This is a genomic window from Streptomyces sp. NPDC006332 (assembly GCF_040612855.1).
Lineage (GTDB): Bacteria > Actinomycetota > Actinomycetes > Streptomycetales > Streptomycetaceae > Streptomyces.
On record NZ_JBEXRA010000011.1, the window covers coordinates 108,320 to 125,598 of the forward strand.

A 17,279-nucleotide genomic window follows, 5' to 3' on the forward strand; every position below is an offset into this window, starting at 1 on the left:
GCCCTTGGCGACTGCCTACCGTGCGAGTGACCGATCGGCCCTGCCTTCGTTCCCCCGCACGGGGGATTTCGCGAACCACGCACGGCTTTTCTGATCTGAACGAGGTGTACGCCCATGGAGGCCCCGCCGGACAACGACGTGCTCTGGGCACGGTCCCTGCACTTCACGCACCAGGACGGCTCCCCCGCGCTGGCCGGTGTCTCGCTGGGCGTCCGGGAGAGCGAGATCCTCGCCGTCACCGGCCCGCGCGGCAGCGGCAAGACGACCCTGCTGGGATGCCTGTCCGGGCTGGTCCCGGCGCAGCGCGGCGAGGTCTGGTTCAACAGCGCGCCCGTCCACACCATGGGCCCGATGGCCCGCGAGCGGCTGCGGCGCGACCGCTTCGGCTGGATCGACCCCACCCCGGTGCTGGTCCCCGAGCTCACCGTCTGGGAGAACGCGGCCCTTCCCCTGATGCTGCGCGGCACCAGCCGGCGCCGTGCCAAGACGGCGGCGCTGGAGTGGCTGGAGCGCCTGGACGTCGGCGACAGCACCCGCAAGCGCCCGCACGAACTGTGCCAGTCCGAGCGCCAGCGGGTGTGCGTCGCGCGGGCCCTCGCGCCCGCCCCCACGGTGCTGTTCGCCGACGAACCGACGGCCCCGCTGTACAGCGTGGACCGCACCCACGTCCTGCGCACCCTCACCACGGCGGCCCGCTCGCACGGCATCACCGTGGTACTCGCGACCCACGACCCGCAGACGGCCGCCCTCGCCGACCGCACGGTGCCGCTGCTGGACGGACGGCGCGTGAAGACCGTGCACCTGCCCCCGGTCCCCGAGACGGAAGGCCGGGCCACGTGCTCGCTCTCCGTCTGACCCGCGGCGCCCACCCCGCCGTCCAGTTCCGCCGCCTCCTGGTGGCGGCGGCGGCGGGCGGCACGGGCTTCCTCCTGCTCTGCACCCTCGGCTACGCGATGGGCCACCCGGACGACCCGGCGGGCTCACTGCTCCGGCTGGCCTGGTGCGCGACGCCCCTGGCCACGACCGTGTACCTCGCGGTCACCGTGGCCCGCACCGACCCGGCCGCCAGGCCACGCACCGGCCTGTCGGCGATCGGTCTGGGCCCCGTCCGCCTGATGGCCGTCTCGGCCACCACGACGGCCCTGTCCTGCGCGCTGGGCTCCATGCTCGCCCTGCTGGTCTTCCTCCACCTCCGGGGCGACCTGACCGGCATGCCGTTCGACCGGGCGGCAGCGGAGTTCCTGGCGGCGGGCGCGCCCTTGCCGCTCCCGGGCGCTCTGACCTTGCTGGCCCTGGTCCCGGTGTCCGCGTCGCTGGCGGTGGGCCTGACGTCGCGGCCACGGGAGGGCCGTCAGGCGGCGGCCCTCGCGGGGGTCCGGTCGTTCGGCCGCCTCGGGACGTACGGCACCCACGCGGCACGGGCGACCCTCGGAGCGTACGGCCGTTTCGGCGCCCGAGCGGGGGCCCGCCGGGAGCCGGACAGCCGACGCCCTCAAGAGGCGGGCGACACGGGAGGTCGGAGCGCGGTGGCCACCGCCCCGGACACCGGCACCCCCAACATCGGCAGCGCGGTGACCACCACCCCCGACACAGCCACCCCGGACACCGACACCGCGGACCTGAGCCCTGATCACAGCCCCGGTGGGAGCCTCGCCTCGTCCCCCCAGGTCGCCCCCCGCGGCCTCCCCTGGGGCATCGCGATCCTCGCCGCCGGCCTGGCCGTGGAGGCCTACGCCAACCGCGCCGCCCCCGCCCCGGCCCCCACCTCCTCCCTCACCATGCCCGGCGGCCTCAGCACAGCGGGACCCGCCGGTGTCCTCGTCGGCTGGGTCCTCACCGCCCTCGGTCTGGCCCTGGCCGGCCCCGGACTCACCCACCTCTGCGGCCGCCTCCTCCAGACCGCCCGCCCGGGCGCCCTCCGCCTGCTCGCCGGTCGCGTCCTCATGGCGGAGGCCACCCGCATCGGCCGCCCCCTCGGCGTGGTCTGCGCGGTCTTGTCGGGGACGTACGCCATGACCGCGCTGTACGACACGGCGGACCCCTCCGTCGGCCCGCTGACCGTCCTCGGCCTGATCCTGGTGACCGGCTGCACCGTGGCGACCCTCGCGACCGCCGCCGTGGAGGCCAAGCAGGCCCGTGCCGACACCACGGCCGCCCTGCTGCGGCTCGGCGCGCCCAGCACCACACTGCGCAGCGCCGCCGCCCTGCGCGCCGCCGCGCTGCTGGCCCTGTTCGGCCCGCTCACCCTGGTCGTGGCCGAACTCGCGGCGCTTCCCCTGGCCCGCTGACGCGGCAGCAGGCACGAAAACCGCAGGAAGACTGACAAGAAGCCCCCTGCTGAGCCCGTACGCGAACCCGCACGCGATTCCGTACGAAAAAAATCTCCGGCGGCCGATGAGTTCCGGTGGGACGCGCCGTCTACCCACCGAACGGCACACACGCGATGGGAGAGACCGATGACCTCGACCTACCAGCAGATGATCTTCGTCAACCTGCCGGTGAACGACCTGGACGCCTCGAAGAAGTTCTTCACCGAGCTGGGCTACACGATCAACCCGCAGTTCAGCGACGAGAACGCGGCCTCCGTCGTGATCAGCGACACCATCGTCGCCATGCTGCTCACCAAGTCGTTCTACGCGACCTTCACCAAGAAGGAGATCGCCGACGCGACCAGGACCAGCGAGGTGCTGATCGCGCTGAGCGCCGAGAGCCGCGAGAAGGTCGACGAACTCGTCGAGAAGGCGCTCGCGGCGGGCGGCTCCCCGGCGGGCGAGACGCAGGACCACGGCTTCATGTACGGGCGTTCCTTCGACGACCCGGACGGCCACACCTGGGAGGTCGTCTGGATGGACCCTGCTGCCATCGCGGGCTGAGACCCCGCCGCGCCCTGAGCCCTGGGCCCTAGCATGAGCGGGTGCAGACGATGCCCGCCCATGCGGCCCACCACAACGACCGTGAGATAGAGACGCTCGAAGAGTTCGACGCCACCGTCTCGGCGCGCGGCACGCTCGCCGGATTCCGCGTCCAGGCCGTCGATCTGACGGACCGTACACGCGAACTCCTCGGCACGGACACGTCGGGCGCGGTCTTCCTCGGCTGCCGGATGCGCGAGGAGGCCGCCGTCAAGGTCCGCGCGGACGGGGCCATGGTCTTCCCGCCCGTCCCCGACCTGCCCTTCGACCCGTACCGGGGCCTGGTCTACTCCCCCGACGAACTCTTCGCCTTCCTGGCGGACGGCTACGAGGCCACACCGGACGCCCGCGCGTACGCCTGGTTCCAGCAGACCAAGGCCGACGGCGACATCTTCGCCTCGATGCTGCGCGCGATCCACGACGACGCCGTCTCCGACGCCCTCGACGAACTCCTGCGCGGGGCACGGGTGGTGGGTGTGATGGGCGGTCACGCGATGGCGCGCGGGACGGAGGAGTACGCCGGTGCCGCACGGCTCGGCCGGGAGCTGTCCCGCGCCGGGTTCACCGTCGCCACCGGCGGCGGCCCGGGCGCGATGGAGGCGGCGAACCTCGGCGCGTACGCCGCCCCGTACGGCGCCGAGATGCTGACCGACTCGCTCCGCACGCTCGGCAAGACGCCCGGTTTCACGCCCTCGATCACCGACTGGGCGAGGGCCGCCTTCGAGGTGCGTGGCCGCTGGCCGAAGGGCGGCCCCTCCGTCGGCATCCCGACCTGGTTCTACGGCCACGAGCCGCCGAACGCCTTCGCCGGGCACATCGCCAAGTACTTCGCCAACGCCACCCGTGAGGACGGCCTGTTGGCCCGCTCCACCGCGGGTGTGGTGTTCCTGCCGGGCGCCGCCGGGACCGTACAGGAGATCTTCGACAACGCGACGCCCAACTACTACGAGTCGCGGGGCGAGCCCACGCCGATGGTGCTCGTGGACCGGGCCCACTGGACGGAGAGACTTCCCACGTGGCCGCTGTTGCGGGCGCTCGCGCGGGAGCGGTCGATGGAAGACCGAATCGCGCTGGTTGACCGGATCGAGGAGGCCCCGGGGGCGCTGAAACGTCTCGGCGGTTAATAAGACGGCAAAGCCAACCCCTGTATCCTCCGTATGCGTTGACACTACTTATGCAGCGCTTATAGACCTGTGAGTCTCCAGGGGGTGGAGGTGTGATGCTGACATCACCTCACCGCCCCCTCCACCCCCCGCATTTACGCATCCTGTGAAGGACAAACGTGGCAGTGTCCATATCCCGTCGTACCGCCGTACGCACCGCGCGCATCCTCGGTGTCGCCTCCGCCTCCGCCGCGCTGGCGCTCAGTGCCGCCGGCAGCGCGCTGGCCTGCAACATCAGCGAGTTCTCCGCCGAGGCGAAATGTGACGGCACGAAGGGTGTCATCACCGTCACCGACGTGGACCCCACCGGTGTCCCGGCCGTCGTCTCCGTCTTCCTGGAGGAGAACGGCGCGGACGCGAAGAAGGTCGGCGTGCAGGAGGTCAAGGGCAAGAGCGAGGGTGCCACCATCACCTTCGAGGAGGACTGGCAGCCGAACGCCGTCTACCGGATCCACGTCAAGGCCGGCAACCAGGTCGACGAGGACATCAAGCCCAACCTGACCACCCCGGCCACGGCCTGCAAGACCGAGGACACCCCGACGCCCACCAAGACGCCCACTCAGACGCCCACCCAGACACCGTCGGACTCCGCGTCGACCCCGGCCGAGGACACCGACAGCCCCACCCCGAGCTCGACGCCCTCGCAGGCCGAGAGCACCGAGCCGGCGGGCACCGTGAGCAACGCCCCGTCTCCCGCGGCCGGTGACTCCAACCTCGCCGAGACCGGCGCGAACTCCAACACCGGCATCATCGCCGGTGTCGCGATCGCCCTGGTCGCCGTCGGCGGCGGCGCCGTCTTCTTCGGCTTCCGTCGCCGTGGGGCGAACAGCGGCCGCTGACGTCGCCCGCGTCGTACAGACACGCTGTGGCCCGCCCTTCACGGGGCGGGCCACAGCCTTGTGCCCCCCAACGCCGTAGCGCCGGGCAGGGTCAGCCCAGCACGACAACCTCGGCCACGTCGAACTCCACGCCCACCACGTCCCCCACTCCCGGCGCTCCCCGCAGCCCGCACGCCGCCTCCAGATCGGGCCCGCCGTCCTGAGGGCGCAGCCGTACGGCGACATGCGTGCCCTTGAAGGTGCGCGCGGCCACCGCACACCGCAGCCCCGCGTCCGCGGCCACGAGCCGCACCCCGGCCGGCCGCACCAGCACCCGTCGCTCCCCCTGCGAGGCACTCGCGGGCACCGGCACCTTCCCCCACGGCGTGTTGGCGGCCTCACCACCCACCACGGCCTCGACCACGTTCTCGAAGCCCAGGAACCGCGCCACGAACTCGTCCGCCGGTCGCTCCCACACCTCCAGCGGCGTACCGGACTGCGCGATCCGCCCGTCCCGCATCACCACCACCCGGTCGGCGAGCGCGAAGGCCTCTCCCTGATCATGCGTCACCGCCAGCACGGTCGTCCCCAACCGCCCGAACAGCTCCCGCAGTTCGACGACCAGCCGCTCCCGCAGCGACCGGTCCAGCTGGCCGAGCGGCTCGTCCAGCATCAGCAGCCGGGGACGCGGGGCGAGCGCCCGGGCCAGCGCCACCCGCTGCTGCTCGCCTCCGGAGAGCGAGGCGACAGCCCGCCGCCCGGCCCCCGGCAGCCCGACCAGCTCCAGCAACTCCCGTACCCGCTCGTCCTGTTGCCCCCTCGCCACGCCGTGCATCCGCAGCCCGAACGCCACGTTGCGGCCCACGTCCCGCTGCGGGAACAGCTGGTGGTCCTGGAACATGAGACCGACGTCCCGCTTGTGCGCGGGCACCCCCGCCTGGTCGCGGCCGTCGAGCGACACCCGGCCGCCGTCCAGGAGTTGCAGCCCGGCCACCGCCCGCAGCAGCGTCGACTTGCCGCTGCCGCTGGGCCCGAGCACACAGACGATCTCGTGCTCGGCGACACCGAGACCGACCCCGTCCAGCACGGCCCGCCCACCGAACCGTACGGTCGCGTCCTCAAGGCTCAACAGCATCTAGAACTCCCCGGTCCGGTCGTCGGTGCGCAGCCGTTCCAGGACCAGCAGCGCCACCGCGCACACGATCATCAGAATCGTCGAAAGGGCCATCGCCTGCCCGTAGTTGACCTCACCGGCTCGGCCCAGCAGCCGGGCCACGGCGACCGGCAGCGTCGGGTTGTCGGGCCGCGCGATGAACACCGTCGCCCCGAACTCCCCCAGCGACACCGCGAAGGCGAACCCCGCGGCGATCAGCAACGCCCGCCGCACCATCGGCAGATCCACCTCGCGCCAGGCCCGCCACGGCGAGGCCCCGAGCACGGCAGCCGCCTCCCGCAGCCGTGTGTCCGTCGCCCGCAGCACGGGCAACATGGTCCGCACCACGAACGGGACCCCGACCAGCGCCTGGGCCAGCGGCACCAGGATCCACGAGGACCGCAGGTCCAGCGGGGGCTCGTCCAGCGCGATCAGGAACCCGAACCCGACGGTCACCGCGGACACCCCGAGCGGCAGCATCAACAGCGCGTCGAACCCCCGCACGAAACGACCCGCGTCCCGTCGCGTCAACGCGACCGCGGCCAGCCCGCCGATCAGCACCGCGATGACCGTCGCGGCGGCGGCGTACCGCAGCGAGTTGCCGATCGCCTCGACCGGCGGGACCAGGAAGAGCCCGCCGTCGTCCCGGGTCAGCGCCCGGTAGAAGCCGAAGTCCGGCGCGTCCAGGGACCGCTGCACCAGCACCGCGAGCGGCAGCAGGAGCAGCACGACGATCGAGCCGAGGACGCCGCCCAGCAGCGCCCACTGGCCCGTCCCGCGCGGCCGGCGCGCGGTGACCGACGCGTCCACCAGCCGCAGGGTCGCCTCCCGCCGCCGTACGGTCCACGCGTGCAGCGCGAGGACCGCGCCCACCGCGGCGAACTGGATGATCGTCAGCACGGCGGCCGTGGCGAGGTCGAAGATCTCGGAGGTCTGCCGGTAGATCTCCACTTCGAGGGTCGAGAAGGTCGGACCGCCCAGGATCTGGACCACGCCGAAGGAGGTGAAGGTGAACAGGAAGACCATCAGCGCGGCCGCCGCGACGGCGGGCGCGAGCGCGGGCAGGGTGATCCGCCGCCACGCCGCGAGCGGGGACGCGCCGAGCATCCGCGCGGCCTCCTCCTGGCGCGGGTCGAGCTGCGCCCAGAGCCCGCCGACGGTCCGCACGACGACCGCGTAGTTGAAGAAGACGTGCGCGAGCAGGATCGCCCACACGGTGGTGTCCAGCCGTACGCCCCACAGCTCGTCCAGCAGCCCGCCGCGCCCCACCAGCGCCAGGAACGCCGTACCGACCACGACCGTCGGCAGCACGAAGGGGACCGTCACGACCGCCCGCAGGACCTGCTTGCCGGGGAAGTCGAAGCGGGCGAAGACATACGCGCCGGGCAGCGCCACCAGCAGGGTGAGCGCGGTGGAGGCGAGCGCCTGCCAGGTGGTGAACCACAGCACGTGCCGGATGTCGGACTGCCCGAGCACGTCGGCGATCCGTCCCAGCCGCCACACACCGTCGACCTTCAGGCCTCGCGCGACGATCGCGGCCACGGGATAGGCGAAGAACACGGCGAAGAACGCGACGGGCACGGCGATGAGCCCGAGCCGCGCCGCGTTCTGCTTGGAGCGCCGGGTCACTTCAGGCCGGATCACTTCAGTACGAGCGAGGTCCACGACTTGACCCACTGGTCACGGTTGTCGGCGATCCGGGCCGGGTCCATGGTCTTGGGATCCTTGGCCTGCGGCCCGTACTCGGTGAACTCCTTCGGCACCTGGGCGCCCTCGCGTACCGGGTAGACGAACATGTTCATCGGCATGTCCTCCTGGAACTCCTTGGTGAGCAGGAAGTCGAGGAGCGCCTTGCCGCCCTTGGTGTTCGACGCGTTGCTCAGCAGGCCCGCGTACTCGACCTGGCGGAAGCAGGTGCCGGAGGCGACGCCCGTGGGCGCGGTCTTCGGCTTCGGGTCGGCGTAGATCACCTCGGCGGGCGGCGAGGACGCGTAGGAGACGACCAGGGGCCGGTCGGCCTTGGCCTTCTTGCCGCCGGCGGAACCGGAGAACTCCTCGTTGTAGGCCTGCTCCCAGCCGTCGACCACCTTCACGCCGTTGGCCTTGAGCTTCTTCCAGTAGTCCGGCCATCCGTCGCCGTACTTCGCCGCGGACCCGAGGAGGAAGGCCAGCCCCGGGGAGGAGGTGGAGGCGTTCTCGGTGACGAGGAGGTTCTTGTACGCCGGCTTGGTCAGGTCGTCGAACGAGGCCGGCGGGGCCAGCTTGTGCTCGCTGAAGTACGCCTTGTCGTAGTTGACGCAGATGTCGCCGGTGTCGATGGGGGTGATCCGGTGCTTGTCCTGATCGGCCCGGTACTGGGGCTGGATCTGGTCCGAGCCCTTCGCCTCGTACGACTGGAAGAGACCGTTGTCGAGCGCCCGGGACAACAGGGTGTTGTCGACGCCGAAGAAGACGTCGCCCTGCGGGTTGTCCTTGGTCAGGATCGCCTTGTTGACGGCCTGGCCGGCGTCGCCGTCCTTGAGGACCCTGACCTTGTAGCCGGAGCGCTTCTCGAAGTCCGCGAGGACGTTCTTCGACACGACCCATGAATCGTGGCTGACGAGGGTCACGGTCTTGGAGTCGCCGCCGCCACCGCCGTCGGACGACCCGGACCCGCACGCGGAGAGCGTGACAAGACCGAGTCCGACGACCATGACGGTGGCCTTCTGGGTGATGCTCACTGGATTCCTCCTGGGTTACCAGGAAGAGACGCGGCCCTGCCCGGGCCCTCGGACGGACCGAGGATTCCCGGGCAGGGCGCAACAGCTCGAGTAGTGACCGAACTTCCTACCCAGAATGACCTGGGCGAGGTTCAGAGGGTCTGCGGCCGGTGCCGCACTCTCAGCGCTGTGGCGCTCCCCTGTCGGAATATGTAGATGTACGTACGATCGCCACACTACCGCTCGGTCGCGGCGAGCTGACCACACGCCCCGTCGATCTCCTGCCCACGGGTGTCCCGTACGGTGACCGGCACGCCATGGGCGGCGATCGCCTCGACGAACGCCTTCTCGTCCTCGGGGCGGGAGGCGGTCCACTTCGACCCGGGGGTCGGGTTCAGCGGAATGAGGTTGACGTGCACGGGCTTGCCCTTCAGCAGCCGCCCGAGCCGGTCGCCGCGCCACGCCTGGTCGTTGATGTCCCGGATCAGCGCGTACTCGATGGACAACCGGCGCCCGGACCTCTCGACGTACTCGAAGCCGGCGTCCAGGACCTCGCGCACCTTCCACCGTGTGTTCACGGGGACGAGGGTGTCGCGCAGTTCGTCGTCGGGCGCGTGCAGCGAGATCGCGAGACGGCACTTGAAGCCCTCGTCGGCGAAGCGGTTGATCGCCGGGACAAGTCCGACCGTCGAGACGGTGATCCCACGCTGCGAGAGCCCGAGCCCGTCCGGCTCGGGGTCGGTGAGCCGCCGGATGGCACCGACGACCCGGTTGTAGTTGGCGAGCGGCTCGCCCATGCCCATGAACACGATGTTGCTGAGCCGCGCCGGGCCCCCGGGGATCTCGCCGTCCCTGAGCGCCCGCATGCCGTCCACGATCTGGTGCACGATCTCGGCGGTGGACAGGTTCCGGTCCAGCCCCGCCTGCCCGGTCGCGCAGAACGGGCAGTTCATCCCGCACCCCGCCTGCGAGCTGATGCACATGGTCACCCGGTCCGGGTAGCGCATCAGCACCGACTCGACGAGCGTCCCGTCGAACAGCCGCCACAGCGTCTTGCGGGTGGTGTCCTGGTCGGTCGACAGATGCCGCACGACCGACATCAACTCCGGAAGCAGCACCTCCTGCAGCCGGCCGCGGGAACCGGCCGGGATGTCCGTCCACTCCTGCGGGTCGTGCGCGTACCGCGCGAAGTAGTGCTGCGACAGCTGCTTGGCACGAAACGGCTTCTCCCCCACAGCGACCACCGCGTCTTTACGCTCGGCGGGCGTGAGGTCAGCGAGATGCCGCGGCGGCTTCTTGGCTCCGCGGGGGGCGACGAAAGTGAGTTCTCCGGGTGCAGGCATAACCCTCCCAGTGTCGCAGATCAACTCCGGTTGCCCAGGCCGGAGTGGGGTGGGGGTGGTCACCCGTGGGTGCCGACTGTCGGCGTCGGTCGGCCTTGGACGGCCGAGAAATTCGTGGAGGGGCCCGAGGGTGTCATCACTCGGCGTGCTCCGCTTGGGAAGGCCACCGCCCGTCGGTGAACTGCGAACCCCAGTAGTAGGGGTTCACTTCCGCGAGTGTCCGCCCCTCCCACCGAGTGGGATCGTCCTCCTGCGGGACGGCGACTTCGACGGACGGCCCCCAGAGCGCGAGCCGCTCCTGGCAGACGCCACATGGCGGCAAGATCAGTATTCTGCCGCGCTCCAGGTCACGGGAGACGCAGACGGAGGCGGTGACGGCCCGGTCCTGGGTGTAGGCCTGTATGAATGCCCCGGTTTCCTGGCAGAGCGCGACCGAGCCGTGCATGTTGTCCAGACCGACGCTGGTAAAGATGCCGCCGTCGGCGAGCCGTACAGCGGCCGCACCGCCAGGTTCACCCGCCGGCCAGCGTCGATCCATGAGTTCCATGGCCGCATCCACGAGTGCCTGGTCGAGTTTCATGCGCAGGAGTTTGACACAGCACTCTCACTCAGTCCTGACTGTGACGCCTGGTTGCGCGCAGGGCCCCCGCCGAAGCGGGGGCCCACGAGAACGCCGTGCGACAGACAGGTGCTAGGTAGGAGAGGCAGGTACTACGACCTCGTACGCCGACCGCCTACGACCGTCAACCCGACCCGACGAAGATCACCAGCAGCAGCCACACCACGGGCGCCGTCGGCAGCAGTGAGTCCAGCCGGTCCATGATGCCGCCGTGGCCCGGCAGCAGCGTGCCCATGTCCTTGATGCCCAGGTCCCGCTTGATCATCGACTCGCCGAGGTCGCCGAGCGTGGCGCTGGCCGCGACCGCGAAGCCGAGCAGCAGTCCCTGCCACCAGGTGCCGTCGTCGATCAGGAACTGCATGCACAGCGCGCCCGCCACCATCGCGAACGACACCGCGCCCAGCAGGCCCTCGCGGGTCTTGCCGGGGCTGATGCGCGGGGCGAGCTTGTGCTTGCCGAAGCGCCAGCCGATGGCGTACGCGCCGGTGTCGCTGACAACGGTCAGGAGCAGGAACGTCAGGACACGACGCGGACCGTCGTCGGCGGTGAGCATCATCGCGACGAAGGTGGCCAGGAACGGGACGTAGAAGGCCGCGAAGAGGCCCGCGGTGACGTCCCTGAGGTAGTTCTCCGGCGGTTCCGTCATCCGCCAGACCAGGACGGCCAGCGCGGTGAGCGCCATGGCGACCCAGGCGCCCTCGGCACCGCGGACGTAACCGGAGACGACCATGGCCGCGCCGCCGACCGCCAGCGGCACGAGGGGCGCCCTGATGTCCTTGCGTTCCTCCAGCCGGCTGGTCAGCTCCCACAGCCCCACCACCACGGCGACCGCTATCACGCCGACGAACACGGCCTTGACGACGAAGAGCGAGGCGACGATCACCACACCGAGCCCGACGCCGACCCCTATGGCCGCACCCAGGTCACGGCCCGCGCTCTTCTTCTGCGGCGCGGACGCCGGCTGCGAGGCGTCGGGCATGGGCTCCGGATTCTGCGGCGCCGCCCCGTAGGGCGACGTCTGCGGCATGTCGTCGCGGAACGGGGGGCCGCCCGACCGAACGGCCCCCCGATCGTCATCCTGGTCACCGCCATACGCCGGTGGGTCGGGCACGATGGGCATGGGGCGAGTGTGCTGCGCGTCATGCGCATCGTACGTGGGACCCGCCGGGGCAGCCCTCTGGGCAGGCCCCTGCTCGGAGGGCCCCCAGTACCCGGTCTGTGGCGGCGCTCCCCAGGAAGAGTCGTTCATCAGACCTCGAGCAGCTCCGCTTCCTTGTGCTTGAGGAGCTCGTCCACCTGGGCGACGTACTTCGCGGTGGTGTCGTCGAGCTCCTTCTCCGCACGACGGCCCTCGTCCTCGCCGACCTCGCCGTCCTTGATCAGCTTGTCGATGGCGTCCTTGGCCTTGCGGCGGACGGAGCGGATGGACACCTTGGCGTCCTCGCCCTTGCTCTTGGCGACCTTGATGTACTCGCGGCGGCGTTCCTCGGTGAGCTCGGGGAACACCACACGGATGATGTTGCCGTCGTTGCTCGGGTTGACGCCCAGGTCGGAGTCGCGGATCGCCTGCTCGATGTTGCGCAGCGCGGTCTTGTCGAACGGGGTCACGACCGCCATGCGCGGCTCCGGCACGGAGAACGAAGCCAGCTGGTTGATCGGCGTCGGCGCGCCGTAGTAGTCGGCCACGATCTTGTTGAACATCGCCGGGTGCGCACGGCCGGTGCGGATCGCGGCGAAGTCCTCCTTGGCGACCACGACGGCCTTCTCCATCTTCTCCTCGGCCTCGAGGAGGGTCTCTTCGATCACCACTTGCTCCTGCGTGTCTTGAGTAGGCCCGGCTGCGGTTCCTTGGTGAGGGCGGCGGCCGGCTGCGTCGCGTCTTCTTCCTGCACGGTTCCCGACCGGCAGGACATTGTCCATCCCCCGGCTGGGCTCCGTCCCGTCCGTCCCCCGGACGGGGTGGGTCAACGGGTCGTCAGTCCCGGCTGCCCTGGTCACCCACAAGCGTGCCGATCTTCTCACCCTTGACGGCGCGGGCGATATTGCCCTCCGCCAGAAGCTCGAAGACCAGGATCGGGAGCTTGTTGTCGCGGCACAGTGTGACGGCGGTGGCGTCGGCGACCTTGAGGTCGCGGGTGATGACCTCGCCGTAGCCGAGGGCGTCGAACTTGACCGCGTCGGGGTTGGTCTTCGGGTCGGAGTCGTAGACCCCGTCCACGCCGTTCTTGCCCATCAGCAGCGCCTCGGCGTCGATCTCCAGGGCGCGCTGGGCGGCGGTGGTATCGGTGGAGAAGTACGGCATGCCCATGCCGGCACCGAAGATGACCACGCGGCCCTTCTCCAGGTGGCGCACGGCACGCAGCGGGATGTACGGCTCGGCGACCTGGCCCATGGTGATGGCGGTCTGCACCCGGGACTGGATGCCCTCCTTCTCCAGGAAGTCCTGGAGGGCGAGGCAGTTCATGACGGTGCCGAGCATGCCCATGTAGTCGGAGCGGGCCCGGTCCATGCCACGCTGCTGGAGCTCGGCACCGCGGAAGAAGTTGCCGCCGCCGATCACGACCGCGATCTCGGCGCCGTCCCGCACCACCGCCGCGATCTCTCGGGCGATCTTGTGCACCACGTCGGGGTCGACCCCCAGGCCGCCGCCGCCGGCGAAGGCCTCTCCGGACAGCTTCAGCAGAAACCGGCCGCTCACTTTGCCGTCGTCGCTCTTCTGGGCCTTCGTGGTCATGGAGATCCCGCCTCTTTCACGTGGTGCACATGCGAAGAAGGCCACTGCCGGTGGGGTGTCGTTCGCATCCCATGCGCGGCAATGGCCTCCTCGTCAGATCTGCTGTCGTCTCCCCCGCACGCGTGCGTGGGAGCGTACGCGGTCGACACCTACGACCCTATCGGGGTCGAGCGTCGGGCGCGGTACGGACTCAGATGCCGACCTTGATGCGCGAGAAGCGCTTCAGGGTGACACCGGCCTCGTCCAGGACCTTCTGGACGGACTTCTTGTTGTCGAGCGCGTACGGCTGACCGAGCAGCGTGGCGTCCTTGAAGAAGCCGTTGAGGCGACCCTCGACGATCTTCGGCAGCGCGGCCTCGGGCTTGCCCTCGGCGCGGGTGGTCTCCTCGGCGACACGACGCTCCGACTCGACGACCTCGGCCGGCACGTCCTCCTTGGAGAGGTACTTCGGCGCGAAGGCGGCGATGTGCTGGGCGACACCCTTGGCGATCTCGGCGTTGGGCTTGTCGAGCTCGACCAGGACACCGATCTGCGGGGGCAGGTCGGGCATGGTGCGGTGCATGTACGCCGTCACGAAACCGTCCGCGAACTGCGCGAAGCGGTCCAGGACGATCTTCTCGCCCAGGTTGGCGTTGGCCTCGTCCACGAACGCCTGGACGGTCTTGCCGGCCTCGATCTCGGAGGCGAGCAGCGCCTCCAGGTCGGCCGGGGCGGACTTGGCGACGTGCTCGGCGATCGCGGTGGCGACGGCCTGGAACTTCTCACCCTTGGCGACGAAGTCCGTCTCGCACTTCAGCTCGACGATGACACCGGAGGAGTTGTCGTCGGCGATGATCGAGACCACGGCGCCGTTCTCGGCGGAGCGGCCCTCGCGCTTGGCGACGCCCTTCTGGCCCTTGATGCGGAGCGCCTCGACGGCCTTCTCGACGCTGCCTTCGGCCTCGTCCAGCGCCTTCTTGCAGTCCATCATGCCGGCGCCGGTGAGCTCACGGAGCTTCTTGACGTCGGCGGCGGTGTAGTTCGCCATGATTCTGGAATCTCTCTCGAAGTCTGAAGATCTACGGGCCGGACGGCGGGGACTGTGTGGTCCCCGCCGTCCAGAACCCGAAGGTGGTGAGGGGTCAGGCCTGCTCGGCGTCCGCGGCGGGAGCCTCGGCGGCGGGGGCCTCGGCGGCCGGAGCCTCAGCAGCCGGAGCCTCGGCGGCCGGAGCCTCAGCAGCCTCGGCCGGCTTCTCGGCCTCGGCGGGCTTCTCGGCCTCGGCGGGCTTCTCGGCCTCGGCGGCGGCCGGAGCCTCAGCCTCGTCGGCCTTCTTCTCGCCCTCGAGCAGGTCGCGCTCCCACGCGGCCAGCGGCTCGCCCGCGGCCTTGTCGCCCTTGCCCTCGGTGGCGACACCGGAGCGGGAGATGAGGCCCTCGGCGACCGCGTCCGCGATCACCCGGGTGAGCAGCGTGACGGAGCGGATCGCGTCGTCGTTGCCCGGGATCTTGTAGTCGACCTCGTCGGGGTCGCAGTTGGTGTCGAGGATCGCGACGACCGGGATGTTGAGCTTCCGGGCCTCGCCGACCGCGATGTGCTCCTTCTTGGTGTCCACGATCCAGACGGCGCTGGGCACCTTCTGCATCTCGCGGATACCACCGAGGGTCTTCTCCAGCTTGGCCTTCTCGCGCGAGAGCACGAGAAGCTCCTTCTTGGTGAGACCCGACGCGGCGACGTCCTCGAAGTCGATCTGCTCGAGCTCCTTGAGGCGCTGCAGACGCTTGTAGACGGTCGAGAAGTTGGTGAGCATGCCGCCCAGCCAGCGCTGGTTGACGAAGGGCATGCCGACGCGGGTCGCCTGCTCGGCGATGGCCTCCTGCGCCTGCTTCTTCGTGCCGACGAACATGACCGTGCCGCCGTGGGCGACGGTCTCCTTGACGAACTCGTAGGCGCGGTCGATGTACGACAGCGACTGGAGCAGGTCGATGATGTAGATGCCGTTGCGCTCCGTGAAGATGAAGCGCTTCATCTTCGGGTTCCAACGACGGGTCTGGTGACCGAAGTGGACGCCGCTTTCCAGCAGCTCCCGCATCGTGACGACGGCCATGGCCGTTCTCCTTGAGTTTCTCGGTTGTGCCGCGGGTGCCGGATAGCTCCCGCGCCTGACGCCCGCGTGCGCCGTGCCGCAAAGGACCGAGGAGCGCTGACACCGGCCGGAAACCGGCTTGATGTCGGGGCGTGCGAAGTCGACCCGGTGACCCGGATCGCCAAAGGAAGTGTACGGGACCCGCGACCCCCCGGGTGACGCCACTGTCCACAACCGGTCAGCGGTCCACAGGCCAGGGCCGCCGACAGGGCGGATACGAGACGGTTCGGGCATGCGAGCGAAACGAAATGTGGGCACATCTACGGGTACGTGGGCGGATACGTGGCTGAATACGTGGGGTGGTACATGGCTGAGGTTTCTGGGACTGCTGGGGTCGCTGGCGCTGCTCACGGCGTCACTGCAGGTCTCCTCGGCCGGGCCCGGTGACCGTCCGATCACCCTCGCCCCGGCGGCCACGGACACGTCGGTACCGTCTCTCGGCCGCTTCTGGCCCGTGGGCGACCGTCCTGCCGTCCTGCGCGCCTGGGAGCCTCCGGCGACGGCCTACGGTCGCGGCCACCGGGGCGTCGACCTGTCCGTCCTGCCCGGTGCTCCGGTGCGGGCGGTGGCCGCGGGCCGGGTGTCCTTCGCGGGGCGGGTCGCGGGTAAGGGGGTCGTCTCGGTGGAGCTGGCCGGGACCGGCGATCCTCCGCTCCGGACGACGTACGAGCCGGTCCGGGCGTCGGTGAAGAAGGGCGAGGAGGTGGCCGCGGGCGCGGTCCTGGGCACGGTGGAGCCGACGGGCTCCCACTGCACGACCCCCTGCGTCCACTGGGGCCTGCGACGCGCCGAGACCTACCTGGACCCCCTGTCACTGCTCCCACCATGGCTCCTGAGCCGGGGCCCATCACGACTGCTGCCGGTGATCGGCGTACCTGTGCCGTCGTAGTCGACGGGGGCGTGGTGACTACCGACGGGGGTGCACAGGCCGCCGGAGGGGTACCGACGGGCGCAGGCCATGGTGGGTGATGGCCGCTTGGCCGTACGGGAGTGGGGTGCGGGTTGACCGCCCGTGGACTGGGCGGACACGTTGGCCGCCCGTCAGCCGCAGGGCACGCCCACGTCCCTGGCCCAGACCGGGTTCGCCCCGGGCCTGTCTCAGCCCTGCACCCCCCGCAGGGCCATGCCCACCGCGGCCTCCGTGATCACCGCGGGTTCCTCCGCGGCGCCCAGCTCGATCCGCCGCACGGCCGCGTCCACGATCCCCTGCAACATCATCGCCGCCATCCGGGGCTGCGCGTGCCCCATCTCCGCCAGCGCCTCGACGATCATCGCGACCAGCCCCCCGTGCGCGGCCCGGATCTTCTCCCGGGCACCCGCGTCCAGCTCACTCGCGGAGATCGCCACCACGGCGCGGTGCCGCCGGTCCCCCACCAGCGCCAGCTGCCGGCGCACATACGCCTCGACCTTGGCCTCGGGCCCGTCCGCCGCGGACATCGCCGCCGACACCTCCGCCGCCCAGACGGGAAAGTCGACCTCGCACAGTTCCTCGACCACGGCGGCCCGCGAACGGAAGTACTCGTACACGGACGACCTCGCGAGGCCGGTTTTCTCGGCGAGAGCGGGAAAGGTCAGCGCCTCCGTCCCGCCCTCGGACAACAGGGAACGAGCCGCGTCCAGCAGGGCGGCTCGCTGCATCGACCGGTGCTCGGCCACGGAGGCCGCTCGAATCCTTGGCACGTGAACCACTGTACGGACGGACCACCCCCGACGGG

The 17,279-nt window shown here is 70.5% G+C and carries 17 protein-coding genes and 1 riboswitch; of the genes, 6 read left to right on the forward strand and 11 right to left on the reverse strand.

The window, feature by feature from the left end:
• Positions 1-114: 114 nt before the first annotated feature.
• The 5 genes from ABZ027_RS12955 to ABZ027_RS12975 all read left to right on the forward strand — a co-directional run bounded on the left by ABZ027_RS12955 (position 115) and on the right by ABZ027_RS12975 (position 4,914).
• Complete coding sequence (locus ABZ027_RS12955; RefSeq protein ID WP_356767408.1) at positions 115-855, forward strand: ATP-binding cassette domain-containing protein; 741 nt, start codon at positions 115-117, stop codon at positions 853-855.
• Positions 837-2,288: a hypothetical protein gene (locus tag ABZ027_RS12960; protein ID WP_356767410.1), complete on the forward strand. Its 1,452-nt coding sequence runs from the start codon at positions 837-839 to the stop codon at positions 2,286-2,288. Before ABZ027_RS12955 ends, ABZ027_RS12960 begins: the two co-directional genes overlap by 19 nt.
• A gap of 168 nt (positions 2,289-2,456) precedes the next feature.
• Positions 2,457-2,873 (forward strand): VOC family protein, encoded by a 417-nt coding sequence (locus tag ABZ027_RS12965; protein WP_356767412.1) that lies wholly within the window; start codon positions 2,457-2,459, stop codon positions 2,871-2,873.
• 41 nt (positions 2,874-2,914) lie between these two features.
• Positions 2,915-4,036: a Rossmann fold nucleotide-binding protein gene (locus ABZ027_RS12970; RefSeq protein WP_356767414.1), complete on the forward strand. Its 1,122-nt coding sequence runs from the start codon at positions 2,915-2,917 to the stop codon at positions 4,034-4,036.
• Positions 4,037-4,200: 164 nt separating this feature from the next.
• Positions 4,201-4,914, forward strand: a complete 714-nt coding sequence (locus ABZ027_RS12975; RefSeq protein WP_356767416.1) for an LAETG motif-containing sortase-dependent surface protein — start codon at positions 4,201-4,203, stop codon at positions 4,912-4,914.
• Positions 4,915-5,005: 91 nt separating this feature from the next.
• On the opposite strand, the gene ABZ027_RS12980 is transcribed toward ABZ027_RS12975, so the two are convergent.
• The 10 genes from ABZ027_RS12980 to rpsB form a co-directional block, all read right to left on the reverse strand.
• Positions 5,006-6,028 (reverse strand): ABC transporter ATP-binding protein, encoded by a 1,023-nt coding sequence (locus ABZ027_RS12980; protein WP_356767418.1) that lies wholly within the window; start codon positions 6,026-6,028, stop codon positions 5,006-5,008.
• Positions 6,029-7,711, reverse strand: coding sequence for an iron ABC transporter permease (locus ABZ027_RS12985; RefSeq protein WP_356767420.1), 1,683 nt, complete (start codon positions 7,709-7,711; stop codon positions 6,029-6,031).
• Entirely contained in the window at positions 7,687-8,766 is a 1,080-nt protein-coding gene (locus tag ABZ027_RS12990; protein ID WP_356767422.1) for a thiamine ABC transporter substrate-binding protein, read from the reverse strand. Before ABZ027_RS12990 ends, ABZ027_RS12985 begins: the two co-directional genes overlap by 25 nt.
• Before the next feature lie 85 nt (positions 8,767-8,851).
• Positions 8,852-8,957: riboswitch (TPP riboswitch) on the reverse strand.
• Positions 8,958-8,981: 24 nt separating this feature from the next.
• Complete coding sequence (gene rlmN, locus ABZ027_RS12995; RefSeq protein ID WP_356767424.1) at positions 8,982-10,088, reverse strand: 23S rRNA (adenine(2503)-C(2))-methyltransferase RlmN; 1,107 nt, start codon at positions 10,086-10,088, stop codon at positions 8,982-8,984.
• Positions 10,089-10,224: 136 nt separating this feature from the next.
• A complete protein-coding gene (locus ABZ027_RS13000; RefSeq protein WP_356767426.1) occupies positions 10,225-10,668 on the reverse strand; it encodes a cytidine deaminase in 444 nt (147 codons plus the stop codon).
• Between the two features lie 163 nt (positions 10,669-10,831).
• Positions 10,832-11,956: a phosphatidate cytidylyltransferase gene (locus ABZ027_RS13005; protein WP_356767428.1), complete on the reverse strand. Its 1,125-nt coding sequence runs from the start codon at positions 11,954-11,956 to the stop codon at positions 10,832-10,834.
• On the reverse strand, positions 11,956-12,513 hold the full coding sequence (gene frr, locus ABZ027_RS13010; RefSeq protein WP_031138209.1) for a ribosome recycling factor: 558 nt from the start codon (positions 12,511-12,513) through the stop codon (positions 11,956-11,958). The genes ABZ027_RS13005 and frr overlap by 1 nt, the downstream gene beginning before the upstream one ends.
• Positions 12,514-12,682: 169 nt before the next feature.
• On the reverse strand, positions 12,683-13,441 hold the full coding sequence (pyrH, locus tag ABZ027_RS13015; RefSeq protein WP_356767430.1) for a UMP kinase: 759 nt from the start codon (positions 13,439-13,441) through the stop codon (positions 12,683-12,685).
• Positions 13,442-13,631: 190 nt separating this feature from the next.
• Positions 13,632-14,468 (reverse strand): translation elongation factor Ts, encoded by an 837-nt coding sequence (tsf, locus tag ABZ027_RS13020; protein WP_356767432.1) that lies wholly within the window; start codon positions 14,466-14,468, stop codon positions 13,632-13,634.
• A 94-nt stretch (positions 14,469-14,562) separates the two neighbouring features.
• On the reverse strand, positions 14,563-15,525 hold the full coding sequence (gene rpsB / locus ABZ027_RS13025; protein ID WP_356767434.1) for a 30S ribosomal protein S2: 963 nt from the start codon (positions 15,523-15,525) through the stop codon (positions 14,563-14,565).
• A 271-nt stretch (positions 15,526-15,796) separates the two neighbouring features.
• On the opposite strand from rpsB, the gene ABZ027_RS13030 reads away from it, so the two are divergent.
• On the forward strand, positions 15,797-16,453 hold the full coding sequence (locus ABZ027_RS13030) for a M23 family metallopeptidase (protein WP_356767436.1): 657 nt from the start codon (positions 15,797-15,799) through the stop codon (positions 16,451-16,453).
• Between the two features lie 209 nt (positions 16,454-16,662).
• Here ABZ027_RS13030 and ABZ027_RS13035 read toward each other — a convergent pair whose 3' ends face one another.
• A complete protein-coding gene (locus tag ABZ027_RS13035) occupies positions 16,663-17,220 on the reverse strand; it encodes a helix-turn-helix domain-containing protein (protein ID WP_356767555.1) in 558 nt (185 codons plus the stop codon).
• Positions 17,221-17,279: the final 59 nt, after the last annotated feature.